Below are 17028 nucleotides of genomic sequence, written 5' to 3'. Positions count from 1 at the left end.
TGCTAACCCTCCATACCGCTAATAGTGATCATATCGTCATCCGCCTTTGCACGATAAACCCGTTGTCTGCCATCATAAAATTTGATTTCGCTGCTGGATTTAGCCTGCTCCGCGATCAACTCAACAATTTCATCCAGTAACACGATGGCATTTTTATCGTATTTATTCGGACGATAGCCATTATTCAACTTGTCCAATAATTCGAACAAATTAAGCCCGATATGGATATGCGGTAGTGGATTTTGCCCCACCTTTAAATAGACATCGAAGCCAGTTGGATGAGCCGTATGTTTATTACGGATAGCATCCCAATCAGGCTTTACCTCCACCGGTGCGGTTATTTTAACCCCACCAAACTCACCCAAAAAGAACTCTTCTTTTTGCATACTTAATTCAGGTGCTTTGCGGTTAGCATAGCGCTGGATACCCGCGATAAGCTCAAAAGCATAAAAGCGATTCAGTGATCTTTTTTGCTCCGGATCTGCTGTGTAATTTCTATGCAAATGCCAGATTTCTGAGTAACGTTCAAACAACGATTCGTTAAAGAACGCGGAAAATCTCCGATGATAATCATTACCCAACGACTCGTGCTGCAATAGCCAGAAAAGCCGGATCAAGGAGGTTGCGTCACCGGGCTTAACGCACTGGCGATCAAACTTAATGTGTAACGGCTCAAGTGCGGCTAAAAAATCATCGAGCTCAGCATCAACCAATCCCAATTCATAGCGCAAAACAAACTGATCAAGTTCATAAGTGTGCAATCTGGCGGGATCAAAATCGGAAACTTTTTTAATCAGATCATTTTCTGCACCGGTGAAGAGGTTATCAAACAAGTAGCCAGGCCCCATCAGCAGATGATGCAAAAAATCCAGCAGCGTTCGGGTCGTTACAAACTGGTCTTTAATTAATCGCGCTTTAAAAAGCTGCGTAATTAATACATTCTGCACACCAGGTATACAAAGCAATTTAAAGTTTGCGACCTCTTTTAGGTCCGGATTAACTGACTCATCGCGCCGAAAGATAAACTGAAATAAATTATTATCATCATCACGAGTTAAGTTATCTAATAAGGCTTTAATGAATGATGAATAGTTTTTATTTTCGTTAAACTGGAATTTAGGGTAGTGTTCAAAATCAAAAAAAGAACAATTATCCTTACGATAAGGACGGCTTTCATCCTGCTGCGCTGATAAAAATGAGTCAATTGCAGACCGGATCGCCAGGTGGCATTCAGCACCTTCTCTGGCAAAATTGGCTAGCATCCCTGTGTTGATACCAATGAGCAACGGAGATGATTGTTGGTGATGATTAGTAAATAAATCATTCAAAGCATCAATAGCTGATTGTCGAGGGGCAAAGCTATGCGTAGCATCCAGGTGGAAACTAAATCGCCGCTGATAACGCGGATCGGACTGACAGCGGGTTAAAATTTCGGACTTTCCATCCCCGCTACTACCGCACAAAAAAATGATTTCACCGGGTTTAGCAACATCCAGATAGCGTTGTAATTCAGTTTCCATCTCTTGTTTAACAAAGAGTTGTTCCTTTAACTGATCGAACTCATCCTTCTGACGGTGTGTCACGGTGGTGACGGAAAACGAAGATGACTTCGCAAGTACACCCAACGCTTTACGTAATGTGATTGCGCTCATAACTTCATGTTCTCTAAAGTAAGAATTCGCCTATTTTATACAAGCTACCCTTTGATCTCTATAGGCCTTTCGCCATCTTATGGCATAGTTATGTTCATATTCACATTAAAAGCCATTTCTTCTTGTCTATGTATGTAATCTGTGTGATGCTCTGCCTTCAAAACACACATGCCATTACATTTACGTAACTTTCATGAAATCAAAAATCGAGCCTGCCACTACATGGCAATTTACGAATTTTCAATAAATATGAATTTCATTGTATTTAAGCCTCTTTCTTTTTTCGGAATACCGACCTTTCTTTCCGAGACATATAAAAGAGGTTCGCATCCAGGAAATCAGCCCACCATTGCAGCATCAGTTTGCGTTCGTCGATAAACTCCGCCTTATGGATATACGCTGCCCGCACTGAGTTACGTTCCATATGGCTCATCTGTCGTTCTACCGCATCCTTTGACCATAACCCTGACTCAATCAATGAGCTACAAGCCATCGTGCGGAAGCCGTGACCACAAACCTCAACTTTAGTGTCATACCCCATCACCCGTAGCGCACTGTTCACCGTGTTTTCACTCATCGGCTTACGCGGATCGTGATCGCCAATAAAAATCAGTTCATGCTTGCCACAGAACTGCTTTATCTGTTTCAGGATCGCCAGTGCTTGCTTAGACAAAGGCACCAGATGCGGTGTATGCATCTTTGAGCCGCGATGAGAATGCTTAACGCCAGGTATGGGTTCTCTCTCAGGAGGGATCGTCCACATCAAGGTTTCAAAATCTATCTCCGACCAGCGTGCAAAACGCAGTTCACTGGAACGAATAAAGATAAGCAGGGTGAGTTCGGTTGCCCAACGGGTTAATGGTCTTCCGGTATAGCCATCTATTTTCTGAAGCAGTTCTGGAATACGCTTTAAGGCCAGCGCAGGACGATGCTTTCGATTGCCAGAAGCAACCGCTCCTGCCATCTCCTGAGCCGGATTGTAATCAATTAAACCGCTTTGTACTGCATAACGCATGATGGCCGTAGTACGTTGTTGGAGACGGGAAGCCACCTCAAGACGTCCAGACGTCTCTACGGCTTTAATGGGCGCTAATAAATCGCGAGTTTTTAATTCAGCGATATTACGTTCACCAAGCGCTGCAAAGAGATTATCTTCCAGACTTTTTAGCACTCGATGGGCATGATCTTCAGACCACTTTTGATTGGTGCCATGCCACTCGATCGCCACCTCTTTGAAGGTCCGCGCTTTACTCTGTTCAACCTTATCATTTTTCTTTTTGTCTCCCGGATCGACGCCATTCGCTAGCAGCTTACGCGCTTCGTCACGACGCGCTCTGGCATCCGCCAGTGTGATTTCAGGATAAACCCCAAGTGCCAGCATCTTTTGCTTGCCGTCAAAACGATACTGCAAACGCCAGTATTTAGAACCATTAGGATGGACAAGAAGGTGCATACCGCTGCCATCGGTCAGTTTGTATTGCTTATCGTTGGCTTGGCTGTTCTGACCTTGATATCTGTTAACGCCATGCTTATCCCCTCCCTGTTGGTACAAGCATTATCGAACCGGAAATACCATCATCTGTACCAACATGTGTTAGTTGATGTACATTGATGTCGGTTGACCTTGAGAGGGTTAATATAGCGGGAAAAGTGGGTAAATACTGGATTTCAGACATAAAAAAAGACCTCAGTTGAGGTCCATTTACATGCTTTTGGTGCGAAGGCCGCACCGCGATTCTCGACGTAACCTATTGAAGTAAATAAGATTACAAAACAAGAGAACCGCTATATATACTCACATGTATACTCATGCGCGATTCTCTGAAAACGCAGTTAACTTAAAATCACGCCTCATCTTCTTCCACAGGTTCAAGCGCGTCAAGTCCCCTCCAGAACGGTGAACAACTCTCCATTTAACCTGCAAGCCATTCAGAACCCGTCAAAGATAAAATCGAGAGCATTTTTGATGGCTTGCCTGTGGGAACGAACATCCATCACCTCATCACCAATCTGCGAAAGCCTGATACTCGCCATTTCGTGAGTCATCACCAGATAGTCATTACCTTCCACATTCAGAGTGGGCGTGAGGCGCTTAACTGGGTTATTTACCAATCTGCTCACAGGAAACAATGGGATAACCATGCGAGTATGCAGTTCATCAATAATATCGCTTTGCACATCAAGTAAATAAGGATAAGCCTTGCTGTTTCCTTTATTGCGATAAACCATGTATTGCATGATTAAAACGTCCTGTAATCGTCCGATAAAAGGCCGTGCTCATCAGTAATACGATTGAGCTCCTGCAAACCCGCTCTATTTTCTGCTTTCCAGCGTTCAACGCCTGTGGCACTGATTTCCTCTTTCAGCGCGGCGGTAAGCACCGCTGACAGATTAATACCTGCATCACGGGCTTGCTGAAGCAATGCAGGTTCCAGCGTGACACTGACCGTTTTTTTATGTCGTACACTCATACCCGACATAGAGCCTCCTGAAATTACACGTGTAATAAACACATGTATCTAGTATGGGGAGTATTTAAGCAAATGGCAATGAGAGGCGACTATCTCGCTCGGATAGCAACATCTTTGCCTGTCAGGTTTCCTTTAAACGGTTGGCAAAATCTACCATATCCGAATGACTCACCACACGACCAGCATCCACATCGGCAAGACCGGCCTGGATACTCTGATGACGCCGTTCTCTTTCTGCCAGAAAACGGGTCAGCGCTTCATTAATAATACAGTTCCTGGAACAGCCTAATTCAATTGCAAGATGTTCAATAGCTGCGGTCAACTCCACGGGAATTTGTACATTAATGGTTTGTATTGCAAGCGAATTCATTAAGATTACCTCGCTAAAAGCCCTAGGGGAGTTTGATAAAACAATGCTTATAAAAACATCAACCTCATTTTGCGGCTAACATCCCTGGATAGTGTTTTGCCACGATATCATTCATCTTCTCTACCAGATCCAACCGTTTGAACGTAATGTGCCCGCTCCCCTTCTGAAAGTAACGAATAGTGAAAAGTTCGTCTTCGAAAACCTGCTGATGCGGATTATCACGCACGAAGTCCATAAACCGGATGGAGACATCATGCCGGTTATCGGGAATAGTCTTCCCGTCAAGCAGGTACAGCATCCGCTCCAGATCGGCGAGCTGGTCACGCCGCCAGCCTCAGTTCAGGCTGTAGCCCCATCGGTCATATTTCACTAAAAAGCTGCGCCGAATACCGCTACACTTTCGCCAGCCCATGTTTACCTCCGGGAAATGGGCTGGCCGTTTCCATAAAATGATGAGCTTTTCTTAACAGTTTCCACATCGAACGGCACTGATGATTGCGGGTTATCGTGTCGTGAAGCGCCTGCCATAGCCGTTCAACATGATTTACCCATGGCGAGTAAACCGGCTAATAAATCACCCTGAACTTCGGATTCTGCTTCAGCCAGCGCTGTGTTTCCCGGCTTTTGTGGATAATATAGTTGTCCACGATGAGCGTTATTGTTTTTGCCCGTCGGTACGTCGCCTTCAGATGCTTTAACAGACTGATAAACAACACTCAACTTTTACTGTTTTCACCCACGTAGCTGACCTTACCTGTTCCGCTGTGCAGTGCGCTAGACAGATAATATTTTTCATTCTGTCCCGGCGTCACCACGCGTTTTTGCTGCCCGCGTGGCTGCCAGTCCGCACCGATTTTGGGATTAAGATGGATATCCACCTCATCTTCATAAAATACCGGATGCTCTGCGCTGCATTCGTCCAGCGCTTTGTGGATTGCCGCCATCTTTTCATCTTTATGCGGGTCACGGATACGCAGGATTGGCGCGGCCCTTCGCCACACAAGCCCCGCAGACGGCAACCAGCGGCGAACGGTTCCGGCATGTAACTGGCAACCGGTTATCTCATTGATTTTTATTGCCAGAAGTTCTGTACTCCAGCGGGAACGCTGGTAGCCAAAATCACCGGAAGAGTGTTTTACCAGCTCACGTAACAGCGTGCAGATATGCTCAAACGGCCAGCGACGGGTACGCCCGGCAGGTAATGATTTCAGACCTTCAATACCCGACAACGTGAACCAGTTAATCCAGCGACCGACGGAGGAACGGGCACAGCAGAGCGTTCTGGCAACGTCGCTGACGCGATCGCCCCGGTGCAGCATCAGCATGGCAGTCAGCCTGCGGGCATAATTTTTATCGTGCGTTTTATGGATAGCTTTCTACATCAGGCGTCGTTCGTCACGGGGAATTGGTGCTATGATCGGCATCGCTCAGTCCGGTTGGTGATTTGTGATTTTTGGCGATTGATCAGATCGCACAATCCGGGCTGAGTTCCCTCAAAGTGATCTACTATTTGGCGCAGCTATTTAGGTTTTACAAGTAAGGACATGCCGTCACCGTCAACAAGTGAATACTCTTTATCCTCAGGTTTCGCAGAACGAACTTTAGTATCCGTTAGGTCATGATGGACCTCCTTCGATTGGTATCTCGTGAGTATACAAGCAATATAGAATCGGAAAATATACTCATTAGTATACTCACAAGCTTGTTGATGTGGGTTGAGTTAGATTGACTTCAATTAAGGGGAAAATCGTGAAAAGCCTTGTGTGGCGCGGATTTTAGACATAAAAAAAGACCTCAGTTGAGGTCCATTTACATGCTTTTGGTGCCGAAGGCCGGACTCGAACCGGCACGTATTTCTACGGTTGATTTTGAATCAACTGCGTCTACCGATTTCGCCACTTCGGCACTGAAGAGGTATGCGGAAAACGTTGTGGATTATACCTGTCATACGCCGCCATGCAAGCACGAGCATACACCTGTTTCGCTAAGTGCTGAAAATTTCAGCAGCGTTGAGTATTAAATAGAATAATCAGGCTACTTCCCGCCTTCTCCAGCAGATTAACGCCGGGCGTCCCTTGCCTCCATGCTCTACACTTTTCAGTTCAACACCACATTAAGGGAAACACAATGACGATAATAAAAAGCTATGCCGCCAAAGAGGCGGGCGGCGAGCTCGAACTCTATGAATATGATGCGGGAGAACTCCAACCGGAAGATGTCGAGGTACGGGTCGACTACTGCGGGATCTGCCATTCCGATCTGTCGATGATCGACAATGAATGGGGGTTCTCTCAATACCCTCTGGTTGCCGGACATGAGGTCATCGGTCGGGTAGCCGCACTCGGTAGCGCGGCACAGGATAAGGGACTAAAAGTCGGCCAGCGCGTTGGAATCGGCTGGACGGCGCGCAGCTGCGGACACTGCGATGCCTGTATCAGCGGCAATCAAATTAACTGCCAGGAAGGCGCAGTGCCCACTATCCTCAATCGTGGCGGTTTTGCCGAGAAGCTTCGCGCAGGCTGGCAGTGGGTAATTCCTCTTCCGGAGAATATAGATATGGCGTCCGCAGGTCCGCTGTTATGTGGCGGCATTACGGTCTTTAAACCGCTACTGATGCACCATATTACTGCTACCAGCCGCGTTGGCGTCATCGGTATCGGCGGGCTGGGGCATATCGCCATAAAGCTGTTACATGCAATGGGCTGCGAAGTCACCGCGTTCAGCTCAAATCCATCGAAAGAGCAGGAAGTGCTGGCAATGGGGGCCAATAACGTGGTGAACAGCCGCGATCCGGAAGCGTTAAAAGCACTGGCGGGCCAGTTCGATCTCATTATTAACACGGTCAACGTCGATCTCGACTGGCAGCCCTACTTCGAAGCGCTGACCTATGGCGGCAACTTCCATACCGTTGGGGCCGTATTGAAGCCGCTGCCCGTACCGGCGTTTACATTGATTGCCGGCGATCGCAGTATCTCAGGCTCGGCAACCGGAACGCCATATGAACTTCGCAAACTGATGAAATTCGCCGGACGCAGCAAAGTCGCGCCCACCACGGAACTGTTCGCAATGTCACAAATCAACGAGGCTATTCAGCACGTTCGCGACGGCAAAGCCCGCTATCGTGTAGTGCTAAAAGCTGACTTCTGACCGCCTGACTCAGCGCTTTGACAATGATCAGGAAGCGCTGAGTGCCTGACGAAAAGCCTGTACAGCCAGTCGGCACTGCTCCGTCACGTGCTCGATGTCATGATTAACATCGATACGCGCAATATCATGTTCATCGGCACAGGGTCGCTCCAGCGCGTCAAACTGACTTTGCAGCAGGTCTGGCGGCATAAAATGCCCGGCACGACGCTGCATTCGCTGCAGAATGGTAGCGTAATCGCCGTCCAGCCACAGGAAATGTACGTTAGGGCTACTCTTACGTAAAATATCGCGGTACTGTTTTTTTAATGACGAGCAGACAATAAATCCCGTCTCATTTTTTTTATAAAGACTGTATGAAGCGTCATTTAATCGTTCCAGCCAGGGTAAACGGTCTTCATCAGTTAACGGTATTCCCTGAGACATTTTATCAATGTTTTTCGCCGGATGGAGATCATCGCCGTCAATAAACTTCGCAGAAAATAATGTTGCAATTTTGCTGCCTATTAAAGACTTACCACTACCTGAAACACCCATTAAAATATAGCTTTCCCCGGCCATTTAAATACCTCTGAGTCATATTCCACAACACAATATTACGCCTCTACGTTCGACAATTTCACGTTTTTTAATTTCCATAGAGAAGAACTCTAAGGCACATCACGTTATGCGTAACATTGTAGTGTAACAATTTTCCAGCGTGACATAAGTCACAAATAATGACAAATAAAACCGCTTAAATGCGTTCAGGGTAACTACCTGACCAGTGAGGAATTTATGGAAGTAAAAACTCAATCCTGCGTTGTTGCGGGTAAGCGTGCTGTTGCCGTTACGGAACAAAATATTGAATGGAATAATAAAGGAACACTCGTACAAATTACCCGAGGCGGCATTTGTGGGTCTGACTTACATTATTATCAGGAAGGCAAAGTCGGCAATTTTACAGTAAAAGCGCCAATGATTTTAGGTCATGAAGTGATTGGCAAAATCGTTCATAGCGACTCAGATTTATTACGTGAAGGACAACCGGTAGCGATTAATCCATCGAAGCCTTGCGGTCATTGCAAATACTGTCTGCAGCATGAAGAAAACCACTGTACTGAAATGCGTTTCTTTGGCAGCGCCATGTATTTTCCGCATGTCGATGGCGGTTTTACCCGATTTAAAGCTGTCGATACCGTTCAGTGCATTCCCTGGCCGGAACAGGCAGACGAAAAAGCCATGGCCTTTGCCGAACCGCTGGCGGTTGCCATTCATGCGGCTCATGAGGCGGGCGATCTGCAAGGCAAACGCGTCTTTATCTCCGGCGTTGGCCCTATCGGCTGCCTGATTGTTAGCGCGGTAAAAACGCTGGGCGCGGCGGAAGTAGTATGTGCCGATATCAGCGCCCGTTCTCTCTCGCTGGCCCGGCAGATGGGCGCGGATACGCTGGTGAACCCACAGCATGATTCTCTCGATGACTGGAAAGCAGAAAAAGGGTATTTCGATATCAGTTTTGAAGTCTCTGGGCATCCTTCCTCTATCTCAACGTGTCTGGAAGTCACACGGGCCAAAGGCGTGATGGTGCAGGTTGGCATGGGCGGCGCAGTCCCCAACTTCCCGATGATGATGGTAATAAGCAAAGAGATCTCCCTGAAAGGCTCTTTCCGCTTTACTACCGAATTTAATACTGCGGTTTCCTGGCTTGCCAACCGCGTTATCAATCCGCTGCCGTTACTGAGCGCGGAATATCCATTTACCGACCTGGAAGCGGCGCTGATCTTTGCCGGAGACAAAACACAGGCGGCAAAAGTTCAGCTCGTTTTCTGAGAAAGTAAAATAAGGGACACTATCATGAACGATCTTTTTTCACTGGCAGGTAAAAATATCCTTATCACCGGAGCCGCTCAGGGAATTGGTTATTTGCTGGCGACCGGTCTTGGTCGCTATGGCGCGCGCATTATTGTTAACGATATTACTCCGGAGCGCGCCGACACAGCCGTGACGAAACTTCAGCAGGAAGGGATAAAGGCTATTGCCGCTCCTTTTAATGTCACCCATAAACAGGATATTGAAGCTGCGGTTGAACATATCGAAAAAGATATCGGCGTCATTGACGTCCTGATAAATAACGCCGGTATCCAGCGCCGTCATCCGTTTACTGAGTTTCCCGAGCAGGAGTGGAATGACGTCATCGCCGTAAATCAGACCGCGGTTTTTCTCGTCTCTCAGGCCGTTACGCGCCGTATGGTGGCGCGGCAGGCAGGAAAAGTGATCAACATCTGTTCGATGCAAAGCGAGCTGGGCCGCGACACGATTACGCCATACGCCGCGTCGAAGGGTGCCGTGAAGATGCTGACTCGCGGCATGTGCGTGGAGCTGGCGCGTCATAATATCCAGGTCAACGGTATTGCGCCGGGGTACTTCAAAACGGAGATGACCAAAGCGCTGGTTGAAGATGAAGCCTTCACCTCCTGGCTATGCAAACGTACGCCTGCCGCACGCTGGGGCGATCCCCAGGAGCTTATTGGCGCAGCGGTGTTTCTCTCGTCAAAAGCCTCCGACTTTGTTAACGGACATCTGCTGTTTGTCGATGGCGGTATGCTGGTTGCCGTCTGACCAGGGAAATACGACGCAGCGCGTAAGCGCTGCTATTTTGGCGCTAATAAGAGAGACGAATATGCCATTAATAATTATTGCGGCAGGCGTTGCGCTGCTGTTGGTTTTAATGATTGGCTTTAAAGTTAACGGCTTTATCGCCCTTGTTCTGGTTGCCGCCGTGGTGGGATTTGCCGAAGGGATGGGCGCGCAAGACGTCCTGCACTCCATACAAAACGGAATTGGCGGTACTCTGGGCGGACTCGCCATGATCCTCGGTTTTGGCGCGATGCTGGGAAGATTAATTTCCGATACCGGCGCCGCGCAGCGCATTGCGACGACGCTCATTAATACGTTCGGCAAAAAACGCGTGCAATGGGCGCTGGTGATCACCGGGCTTATCGTCGGCCTGGCAATGTTTTTTGAAGTCGGATTCGTACTGCTGTTGCCGCTCGTTTTTACGATTGTGGCCTCATCGGGACTGCCCTTGCTGTATGTCGGGGTTCCAATGGTCGCCGCCTTATCCGTTACGCACTGCTTCCTGCCGCCGCATCCCGGCCCTACCGCTATTGCGACAATTTTTGAGGCAAATCTCGGTACGACCCTGCTGTATGGGTTAATCATTACCATACCGACCGTGATTGTTGCCGGCCCTCTGTTTTCAAAATTGCTGGCGCGCTTTGAGAAAGCGCCGCCTGAAGGATTATTTAATCCTCATCTATTCAGTGAAGAAGAGATGCCGTCATTCTGGAACAGTATTTTTGCCGCCGTGATCCCGGTCATTCTGATGGCCATCGCAGCGGTATGTGAAATCACGCTGCCAAAAACGAATGCCGTGCGGGTTTTCTTCGAATTTATCGGTAATCCAGCAGTGGCGTTGTTTATTGCCATTATCATCGCCATTTTTACGCTGGGCCGACGCAACGGACGTACGGTTGAGCAGGTGATGGATATCGTCGGCGAGTCCATTGGCGCTATTGCGATGATTGTTTTTATCATCGCGGGCGGCGGCGCGTTTAAGCAAGTGCTGGTGGATAGCGGCGTGGGTCAATATATCTCGCAATTAATGACCGGCACCTCGCTATCTCCGTTATTAATGTGCTGGACGGTAGCCGCCGTGCTGCGTATTGCGTTAGGTTCCGCGACCGTGGCTGCGATAACCACAGCGGGCGTCGTATTGCCGATTATTAACGTAACCCACGCCGATCCGGCGTTAATGGTACTGGCGACAGGCGCGGGAAGCGTTATTGCATCACATGTTAACGATCCCGGTTTTTGGCTGTTTAAAGGGTATTTTAATCTTAGCGTCGGGGAAACCCTACGCACCTGGACCGTTATGGAAACATTGATTTCTGTCATGGGGTTGCTGGGCGTACTGGCGCTGAATGCGGTTCTGCATTAATTCATCATCCGCAGCCCAATTAACCATGGGGGCGACGTTCCCGCCCCCGGTACTGGAGAAAACATGAGGAATCACAGAATTTCTTTGCAGGATATCGCTACGCTTGCTGGCGTGACAAAAATGACGGTGAGCCGTTACATCCGCTCGCCGAAAAAAGTCGCCAGGGAAACCGGCGAGCGTATTGCGCAGATCATGGAGGAAATTAACTACATACCAAATCGCGCGCCAGCTATGCTGTTAAACGCGCAAAGTTACACTCTGGGCGTGCTGATCCCCTCTTTTCAGAACCAGTTGTTTGCCGACATTCTTGCCGGGATTGAATCCGTAACGTCGGGTCATAACTACCAAACTCTCATTGCGAATTACAATTACAATCGCGATTCGGAAGAAGAGTCCGTTATCAATTTACTGTCTTACAATATCGACGGCATTATTCTTTCAGAAAAATATCATACCCTCAGAACCGTCAAATTCCTGCGCTCAGCTACCCTCCCGATTGTAGAACTCATGGATATCCAGGGCGATCGCTTAGATATGGAGGTGGGGTTTGATAACCGTCAGGCCGCCTTCGATATGGTCAGCACCATGCTGGATAAACGCCAGCGGCGAAAAATCCTCTATCTGGGTTCAAAAGACGATATCCGTGATGAGCAGCGTTATCATGGCTACTGCGATGCGATGACGCGCCGGGGGCTGGCGCCGTTGCGCATCAATCCCCGCGCTATCTCCTCTATCCATCTGGGGATACAGCTAATGCGTGATGCGCTTACTGCGCACCCGGACGTGGATGGCGTCTTTTGTACAAATGACGATATCGCAATGGGCGCTCTACTGTGGTGCCGCGAGCGTCAACTGGCCGTACCGGAGCAGATCTCCATCGCCGGCTTCCACGGTCTGGAGATGGGCAGGCAAATGATACCGAGCCTCGCCAGCGTAATTACCCCTCGTTTTGAGATCGGGCGCAGAGCCGCGCAGATGTTGCTCAACAAAATTAAAAATAATGATCTCAACCATAATACGATTGATTTGGGTTATCAGATTTATCACGGCAGCACGTTATAAATTTTTTGATCTACTTTTTCCCGCAGCTTGCCTGAGCTTAACGGGTAGCCAAAAGCGCCACGCGTCAGGTTACGCACTACATCATTCGAGGAATACCAGGCGGTCTGCCGGATGGCGGCGGAAAGGACTTATCAGGCCTACGGGTCCGGAGTAGGCCTGAAAAGCACAGCGCCATCAGGCACTGCGCTTTACTGCATTGCCGGATGGCGGCCTGTGATTACGACTTACGCAGCATTAGCCACAGGCTAATCAGGAAGAAAGACGCGCTCGGCAGCAGCGCGCCGACAATCGGCGGAATGCCGTATACCAGCGTCAGCGGGCCAAAAATCTGGTCGAGGACGTAGAAGACGAAGCCGAAGCTAATCCCCGTCACCACGCGCACGCCCATCGGCACACTACGCAGCGGTCCAAAGATAAACGACAGCGCCATCAGCATCATCACCGCCACGGAGAGCGGCTGGAAGATTTTACTCCACATATTGAGCTGATAACGTCCGGCGTCCTGTCCGCTCGACTTCAGATATTTAACGTAGTTATGCAGACCGCTGATGGAAAGCGCATCCGGGTCCAGCGCCACCACGCCTAACTTATCCGGCGTCAGATTCGTTTTCCAGGTGCCGCTCACCGTCTGCGAACCGGTGATCTGTTTCGGGTTTTGCAGATCGGACTCATCCACCTGCGACAAACGCCAGACCTTATGCTCCGGGTCGAATTTTGCCGAAGCGGCGTAACGCACCGACTGCAAACGACGCTGATCGTTGAAAGCGTAAATGCTAATGCCGGCCAGCTCCTCGTCGCCCTTCACCCGTTCAATATAGACAAAGTTATTCCCGTCTTTCGCCCACAGACCTTGCTGGGTGGAAAGCAGCGAGCCGCCATACATCGCCTGCGCACGATAGTTACGCGCCATCTGCTCGCCCTGCGGGGCGACCCATTCGCCGATCGCCATGGTTAACAGCACCAGGGGGATAGCCGTTTTCATCACCGACAGCGCCACCTGCATACGGGTGAAACCCGATGCCTGCATCACCACCAGTTCGCTACGCTGCGCCAGCATCCCCAGTCCCAGCAGCGCGCCAAGCAGCGCCGCCATAGGAAAGAAGATCTGGATATCCTTAGGTACGCTGAGCAGGGTGTACATACCCGCGCCCAGCGCGTCGTAGTTACCCTGCCCCGCTTTTTTCAGCTGATCGACAAACTTGATGATCCCGGAGAGCGACACCAGCATGAACAACGTCATCATGATGGTGGTAAAAATGGTTTTACCGATATAGCGGTCAAGTACACCAAATGGCTGCATTATACCGCTCCTTTACGCAGAAAACGGGCACGCAGGCGGCGGACCGGCACCGTATCCCACAGGTTTAAACCAATCGCCAACGCCAGATAGATCAGGTTGACCGCCCACATCCAGATAACCGGGTCCAGTTTGCCTTTACCGCCATTCGATTTAATGGAGGTCTGGATCAGGAAGAACAGCAGATAAAGCAGCATGGCGGGCAACATAGACAAGACGCGCCCCTGACGTGGATTCACCACGCTGAGCGGCACGACCATCAGCGCCATCATAAATACGGTAAAGACTAACGTGATACGCCAGTGCAGCTCGGCGCGAGCGCGATCGTTGTCGGTATTCCACAGCGTGCGCATGTCCATCTGGTCAGTATCGTTCGGGTCCAGCGCCACGGCCTGATGGCCAATAATTGCCTGATAGTTCTGGAAGTCGGTGATGCGAAAATCGCGTAGCAACGCCGTCCCTTCAAAACGCGTCCCTTTGTTTAAGGTGACAACCTGGGAACCATCGCGCAACTGAGTAAGGTGTCCGGAATCGGCCACGACTACAGAAGGACGAGCATTGCCCTTAGGGCGAATCTGCGCCAGGAAAACATCGTGGAAGTCGCTGCCATCAACGCTTTCGATAAACAGCACCGAGCTGCCGTTGGTCGCCTGCTGGAATTGCCCCTGCGCCAACGCCGCCATACCGGGGTTCGCTTTCGCCTCCGCCAGCACTTCATCCTGGTGTTTTGACGACCAGGGGCCGGCCCACATCACGTTAACCGCCGCAAGGATACCGGTAAATAACGCCAGTACCATGGCGGCCTTTACCAGCACGGCTTTGCTCAACCCACAGGCGTGCATGACCGTAATTTCACTTTCGGTATACAGTTTGCCCAGCGTCATCAGCAGACCCAGGAACAGGCTTAAAGGCAGGATGAGCTGCGCCATTTCCGGTACGCCCAGCCCCAGAAGCGAGAGCACCAGATTTGCGGGAATATCGCCGTCAACCGCCGCGCCGAGAATCCTCACTAACTTTTGACAAAAGAAGATCAAAAGTAAGATGAAGAGTATCGCCAGCTGGCTTTTGAGCGTCTCCCGCACCAGATATCTTATGATTATCACTTTAAATACGCCCGTAAAAACCCATTTTTTTGCTGGAATTTAGCTTGTTTCATGGCTTAAACGTCATTTATTCTCTTGAGTCGTCGAAATCATCGCTAAGATCATTATACTCAGCGGATTCACCTCTCAGAACTTGTTCTGACGTGCCAATGCCGTAATAACGTTAAGATTAACACGAAGTCACCGCAACAGCGGACATGAGTTACGAAAGCTTTCAATTTCTATACTCTAATGGATTTCGAGTTGCAGGCAGGCGGCAAGACTGTGAAGCCCCGGAGCTTACATCAGGTAAGTGACAGGGGTGAGCAGGCGCAGCCAACGCATCTGCAACTTGAAAGACGACGAGTATAGCTGTAGCCACCACTGTTGTCTTTAAGATTCAGGAGCATAGTGCATGGAGTTCAGTGTAAAAAGCGGTAGCCCGGAGAAACAGCGGAGTGCCTGCATTGTCGTGGGCGTCTTTGAACCGCGTCGCCTTTCTCCGATTGCAGAACAGCTCGACAAAATTAGCGACGGATACATCAGCGCATTGCTGCGTCGCGGCGAACTGGAAGGAAAACCGGGGCAGACTCTGTTGCTGCACCATGTTCCTAACGTTCTTTCCGAGCGAATCCTCCTCATTGGTTGCGGCAAAGAGCGCGAGCTTGATGAACGTCAGTATAAGCAGGTTATTCAGAAAACGATAAATACTCTGAATGATACCGGTTCAATGGAAGCCGTCTGTTTCCTGACCGAACTGCACGTTAAAGGCCGCAACAACTACTGGAAAGTGCGTCAGGCCGTCGAAACGGCCAAAGAGACGCTTTATAGCTTTGATCAACTCAAGACCAACAAGAGCGAGCCGCGCCGCCCGCTACGTAAGATGGTCTTTAATGTGCCGACCCGCCGTGAGCTCACCAGCGGCGAACGCGCCATTCAGCACGGTCTGGCCATCGCCGCCGGGATTAAGGCTGCGAAAGATCTCGGCAACATGCCGCCCAATATCTGTAACGCCGCCTACCTGGCGTCACAGGCGCGCCAGTTGGCCGACAGCTACAGCAAAAATGTCATCACCCGCGTCATCGGCGAACAGCAAATGCGCGAACTGGGTATGAACGCTTATCTGGCGGTCGGCCACGGTTCGCAGAATGAATCGCTGATGTCGGTGATTGAGTACAAGGGCAATCCATCCGAAGACGCGCGCCCGATCGTGCTGGTGGGTAAAGGCCTGACCTTCGACTCCGGCGGCATCTCCATCAAGCCATCTGAAGGGATGGACGAGATGAAGTACGACATGTGCGGCGCGGCGGCGGTTTACGGCGTGATGCGTATGGTCGCCGAGCTTCAGCTACCGATTAACGTTATCGGCGTACTGGCGGGCTGTGAAAACATGCCGGGTGGTCGCGCGTATCGCCCAGGCGATGTGCTGACGACCATGTCTGGTCAAACCGTTGAAGTGCTGAATACCGATGCTGAAGGCCGTCTGGTTTTGTGCGACGTGCTGACCTACGTTGAGCGCTTCGAACCGGAGGCCGTCATTGACGTCGCGACGCTAACCGGGGCCTGCGTGATTGCGCTGGGCCATCACATTACCGGTCTGATGTCGAACCATAACCCGCTGGCACATGAACTGATCGGCGCGTCCGAACAAGCGGGCGACCGCGCGTGGCGTCTGCCGCTGGGCGATGAGTTCCAGGAACAACTGGAGTCCAACTTTGCGGATATGGCGAACATTGGTGGTCGTCCTGGCGGCGCTATCACCGCGGGCTGCTTCCTGTCGCGCTTTACCCGTAAGTATAACTGGGCGCACCTGGATATCGCCGGCACCGCCTGGCGATCCGGCAAAGCGAAAGGCGCGACGGGTCGTCCGGTAGCGCTGCTGTCGCAGTTCCTGCTCAATCGTGCGGGCTTTAACGGCGAAGAGTAAGTTTGAGATTACCCCGTAGGCCTGATAAGGCGCATTAGCGCCGT

The 17028-nt window shown here is 50.1% G+C and carries 14 protein-coding genes, 1 tRNA gene and 3 pseudogenes; 6 read left to right on the top strand and 12 right to left on the bottom strand.

The window, feature by feature from the left end; translation table 11 throughout:
* Nucleotides 1-2: 2 nt before the first annotated feature.
* From dptF to HV477_RS07335, 8 genes and pseudogenes are all read right to left on the bottom strand, one after another.
* Nucleotides 3-1652, bottom strand: coding sequence for a DNA phosphorothioation-dependent restriction protein DptF (gene dptF, locus HV477_RS07370; protein WP_175064942.1), 1650 nt, complete (start codon nt 1650-1652; stop codon nt 3-5).
* 265 nt (nt 1653-1917) lie between these two features.
* Nucleotides 1918-3179, bottom strand: a pseudogene (locus tag HV477_RS07365) (tyrosine-type recombinase/integrase).
* Between the two features lie 402 nt (nt 3180-3581).
* Complete coding sequence (locus HV477_RS07360) at nt 3582-3890, bottom strand: CcdB family protein (RefSeq protein ID WP_079898727.1); 309 nt, start codon at nt 3888-3890, stop codon at nt 3582-3584.
* A 2-nt stretch (nt 3891-3892) separates the two neighbouring features.
* On the bottom strand, nt 3893-4132 hold the full coding sequence (locus HV477_RS07355; protein ID WP_000016244.1) for a type II toxin-antitoxin system CcdA family antitoxin: 240 nt from the start codon (nt 4130-4132) through the stop codon (nt 3893-3895).
* Between the two features lie 112 nt (nt 4133-4244).
* Nucleotides 4245-4493, bottom strand: a complete 249-nt coding sequence (locus HV477_RS07350; RefSeq protein ID WP_023203347.1) for a CopG family ribbon-helix-helix protein — start codon at nt 4491-4493, stop codon at nt 4245-4247.
* A 64-nt stretch (nt 4494-4557) separates the two neighbouring features.
* Nucleotides 4558-4866, bottom strand: a pseudogene (locus tag HV477_RS07345) (DUF4942 domain-containing protein); the annotation flags it as partial.
* A 19-nt stretch (nt 4867-4885) separates the two neighbouring features.
* Nucleotides 4886-5863, bottom strand: a pseudogene (locus HV477_RS07340) (IS630 family transposase).
* Nucleotides 5864-6313: 450 nt separating this feature from the next.
* Nucleotides 6314-6398 (bottom strand) — tRNA-Leu (locus HV477_RS07335).
* A 222-nt stretch (nt 6399-6620) separates the two neighbouring features.
* Here HV477_RS07335 and HV477_RS07330 point away from each other — a divergent pair.
* On the top strand, nt 6621-7640 hold the full coding sequence (locus tag HV477_RS07330) for an NAD(P)-dependent alcohol dehydrogenase (protein WP_000152563.1): 1020 nt from the start codon (nt 6621-6623) through the stop codon (nt 7638-7640).
* A gap of 27 nt (nt 7641-7667) precedes the next feature.
* Here the strand turns inward: HV477_RS07330 and idnK are convergent, their stop codons facing one another.
* Entirely contained in the window at nt 7668-8198 is a 531-nt protein-coding gene (gene idnK, locus HV477_RS07325; protein WP_000896756.1) for a gluconokinase, read from the bottom strand.
* A 216-nt stretch (nt 8199-8414) separates the two neighbouring features.
* Between idnK and idnD the strand changes: the two genes are divergently transcribed.
* The 4 genes from idnD (at nt 8415) to HV477_RS07305 (ending at nt 12678) form a co-directional block, all read left to right on the top strand.
* Entirely contained in the window at nt 8415-9446 is a 1032-nt protein-coding gene (gene idnD, locus HV477_RS07320) for an L-idonate 5-dehydrogenase (protein ID WP_023204850.1), read from the top strand.
* A gap of 24 nt (nt 9447-9470) precedes the next feature.
* Entirely contained in the window at nt 9471-10235 is a 765-nt protein-coding gene (gene idnO / locus HV477_RS07315; RefSeq protein ID WP_001627667.1) for a gluconate 5-dehydrogenase, read from the top strand.
* Nucleotides 10236-10296: 61 nt separating this feature from the next.
* The gene (gene idnT, locus HV477_RS07310) at nt 10297-11616 is read left to right on the top strand and encodes a gnt-II system L-idonate transporter (RefSeq protein ID WP_001128356.1); all 1320 of its coding nucleotides are present in this window, start codon (nt 10297-10299) and stop codon (nt 11614-11616) included.
* 63 nt (nt 11617-11679) lie between these two features.
* Complete coding sequence (locus HV477_RS07305; RefSeq protein WP_001244065.1) at nt 11680-12678, top strand: LacI family DNA-binding transcriptional regulator; 999 nt, start codon at nt 11680-11682, stop codon at nt 12676-12678.
* Between the two features lie 217 nt (nt 12679-12895).
* Here the strand turns inward: HV477_RS07305 and lptG are convergent, their stop codons facing one another.
* The 3 genes from lptG to HV477_RS28210 form a co-directional block, all read right to left on the bottom strand.
* Complete coding sequence (lptG, locus tag HV477_RS07300; protein ID WP_001182242.1) at nt 12896-13978, bottom strand: LPS export ABC transporter permease LptG; 1083 nt, start codon at nt 13976-13978, stop codon at nt 12896-12898.
* Nucleotides 13978-15078 (bottom strand): LPS export ABC transporter permease LptF, encoded by a 1101-nt coding sequence (gene lptF, locus HV477_RS07295; protein WP_000584132.1) that lies wholly within the window; start codon nt 15076-15078, stop codon nt 13978-13980. Before lptF ends, lptG begins: the two co-directional genes overlap by 1 nt.
* A 63-nt stretch (nt 15079-15141) precedes the next feature.
* Entirely contained in the window at nt 15142-15192 is a 51-nt protein-coding gene (locus tag HV477_RS28210) for a hypothetical protein (protein ID WP_212724070.1), read from the bottom strand.
* Between the two features lie 280 nt (nt 15193-15472).
* On the opposite strand from HV477_RS28210, the gene pepA reads away from it, so the two are divergent.
* A complete protein-coding gene (pepA, locus tag HV477_RS07290) occupies nt 15473-16984 on the top strand; it encodes a leucyl aminopeptidase (RefSeq protein ID WP_000397158.1) in 1512 nt (503 codons plus the stop codon).
* The last annotated feature ends 44 nt before the right edge of the window (nt 16985-17028 follow it).

The organism is Salmonella sp. SG203 (genome assembly GCF_013350575.1).
Classification (GTDB): Bacteria; Pseudomonadota; Gammaproteobacteria; order Enterobacterales; family Enterobacteriaceae; genus Salmonella; species Salmonella enterica.
Note: the sequence above shows the minus strand (reverse complement) of the source record. Positions and strands in the feature narration are given on the sequence as shown.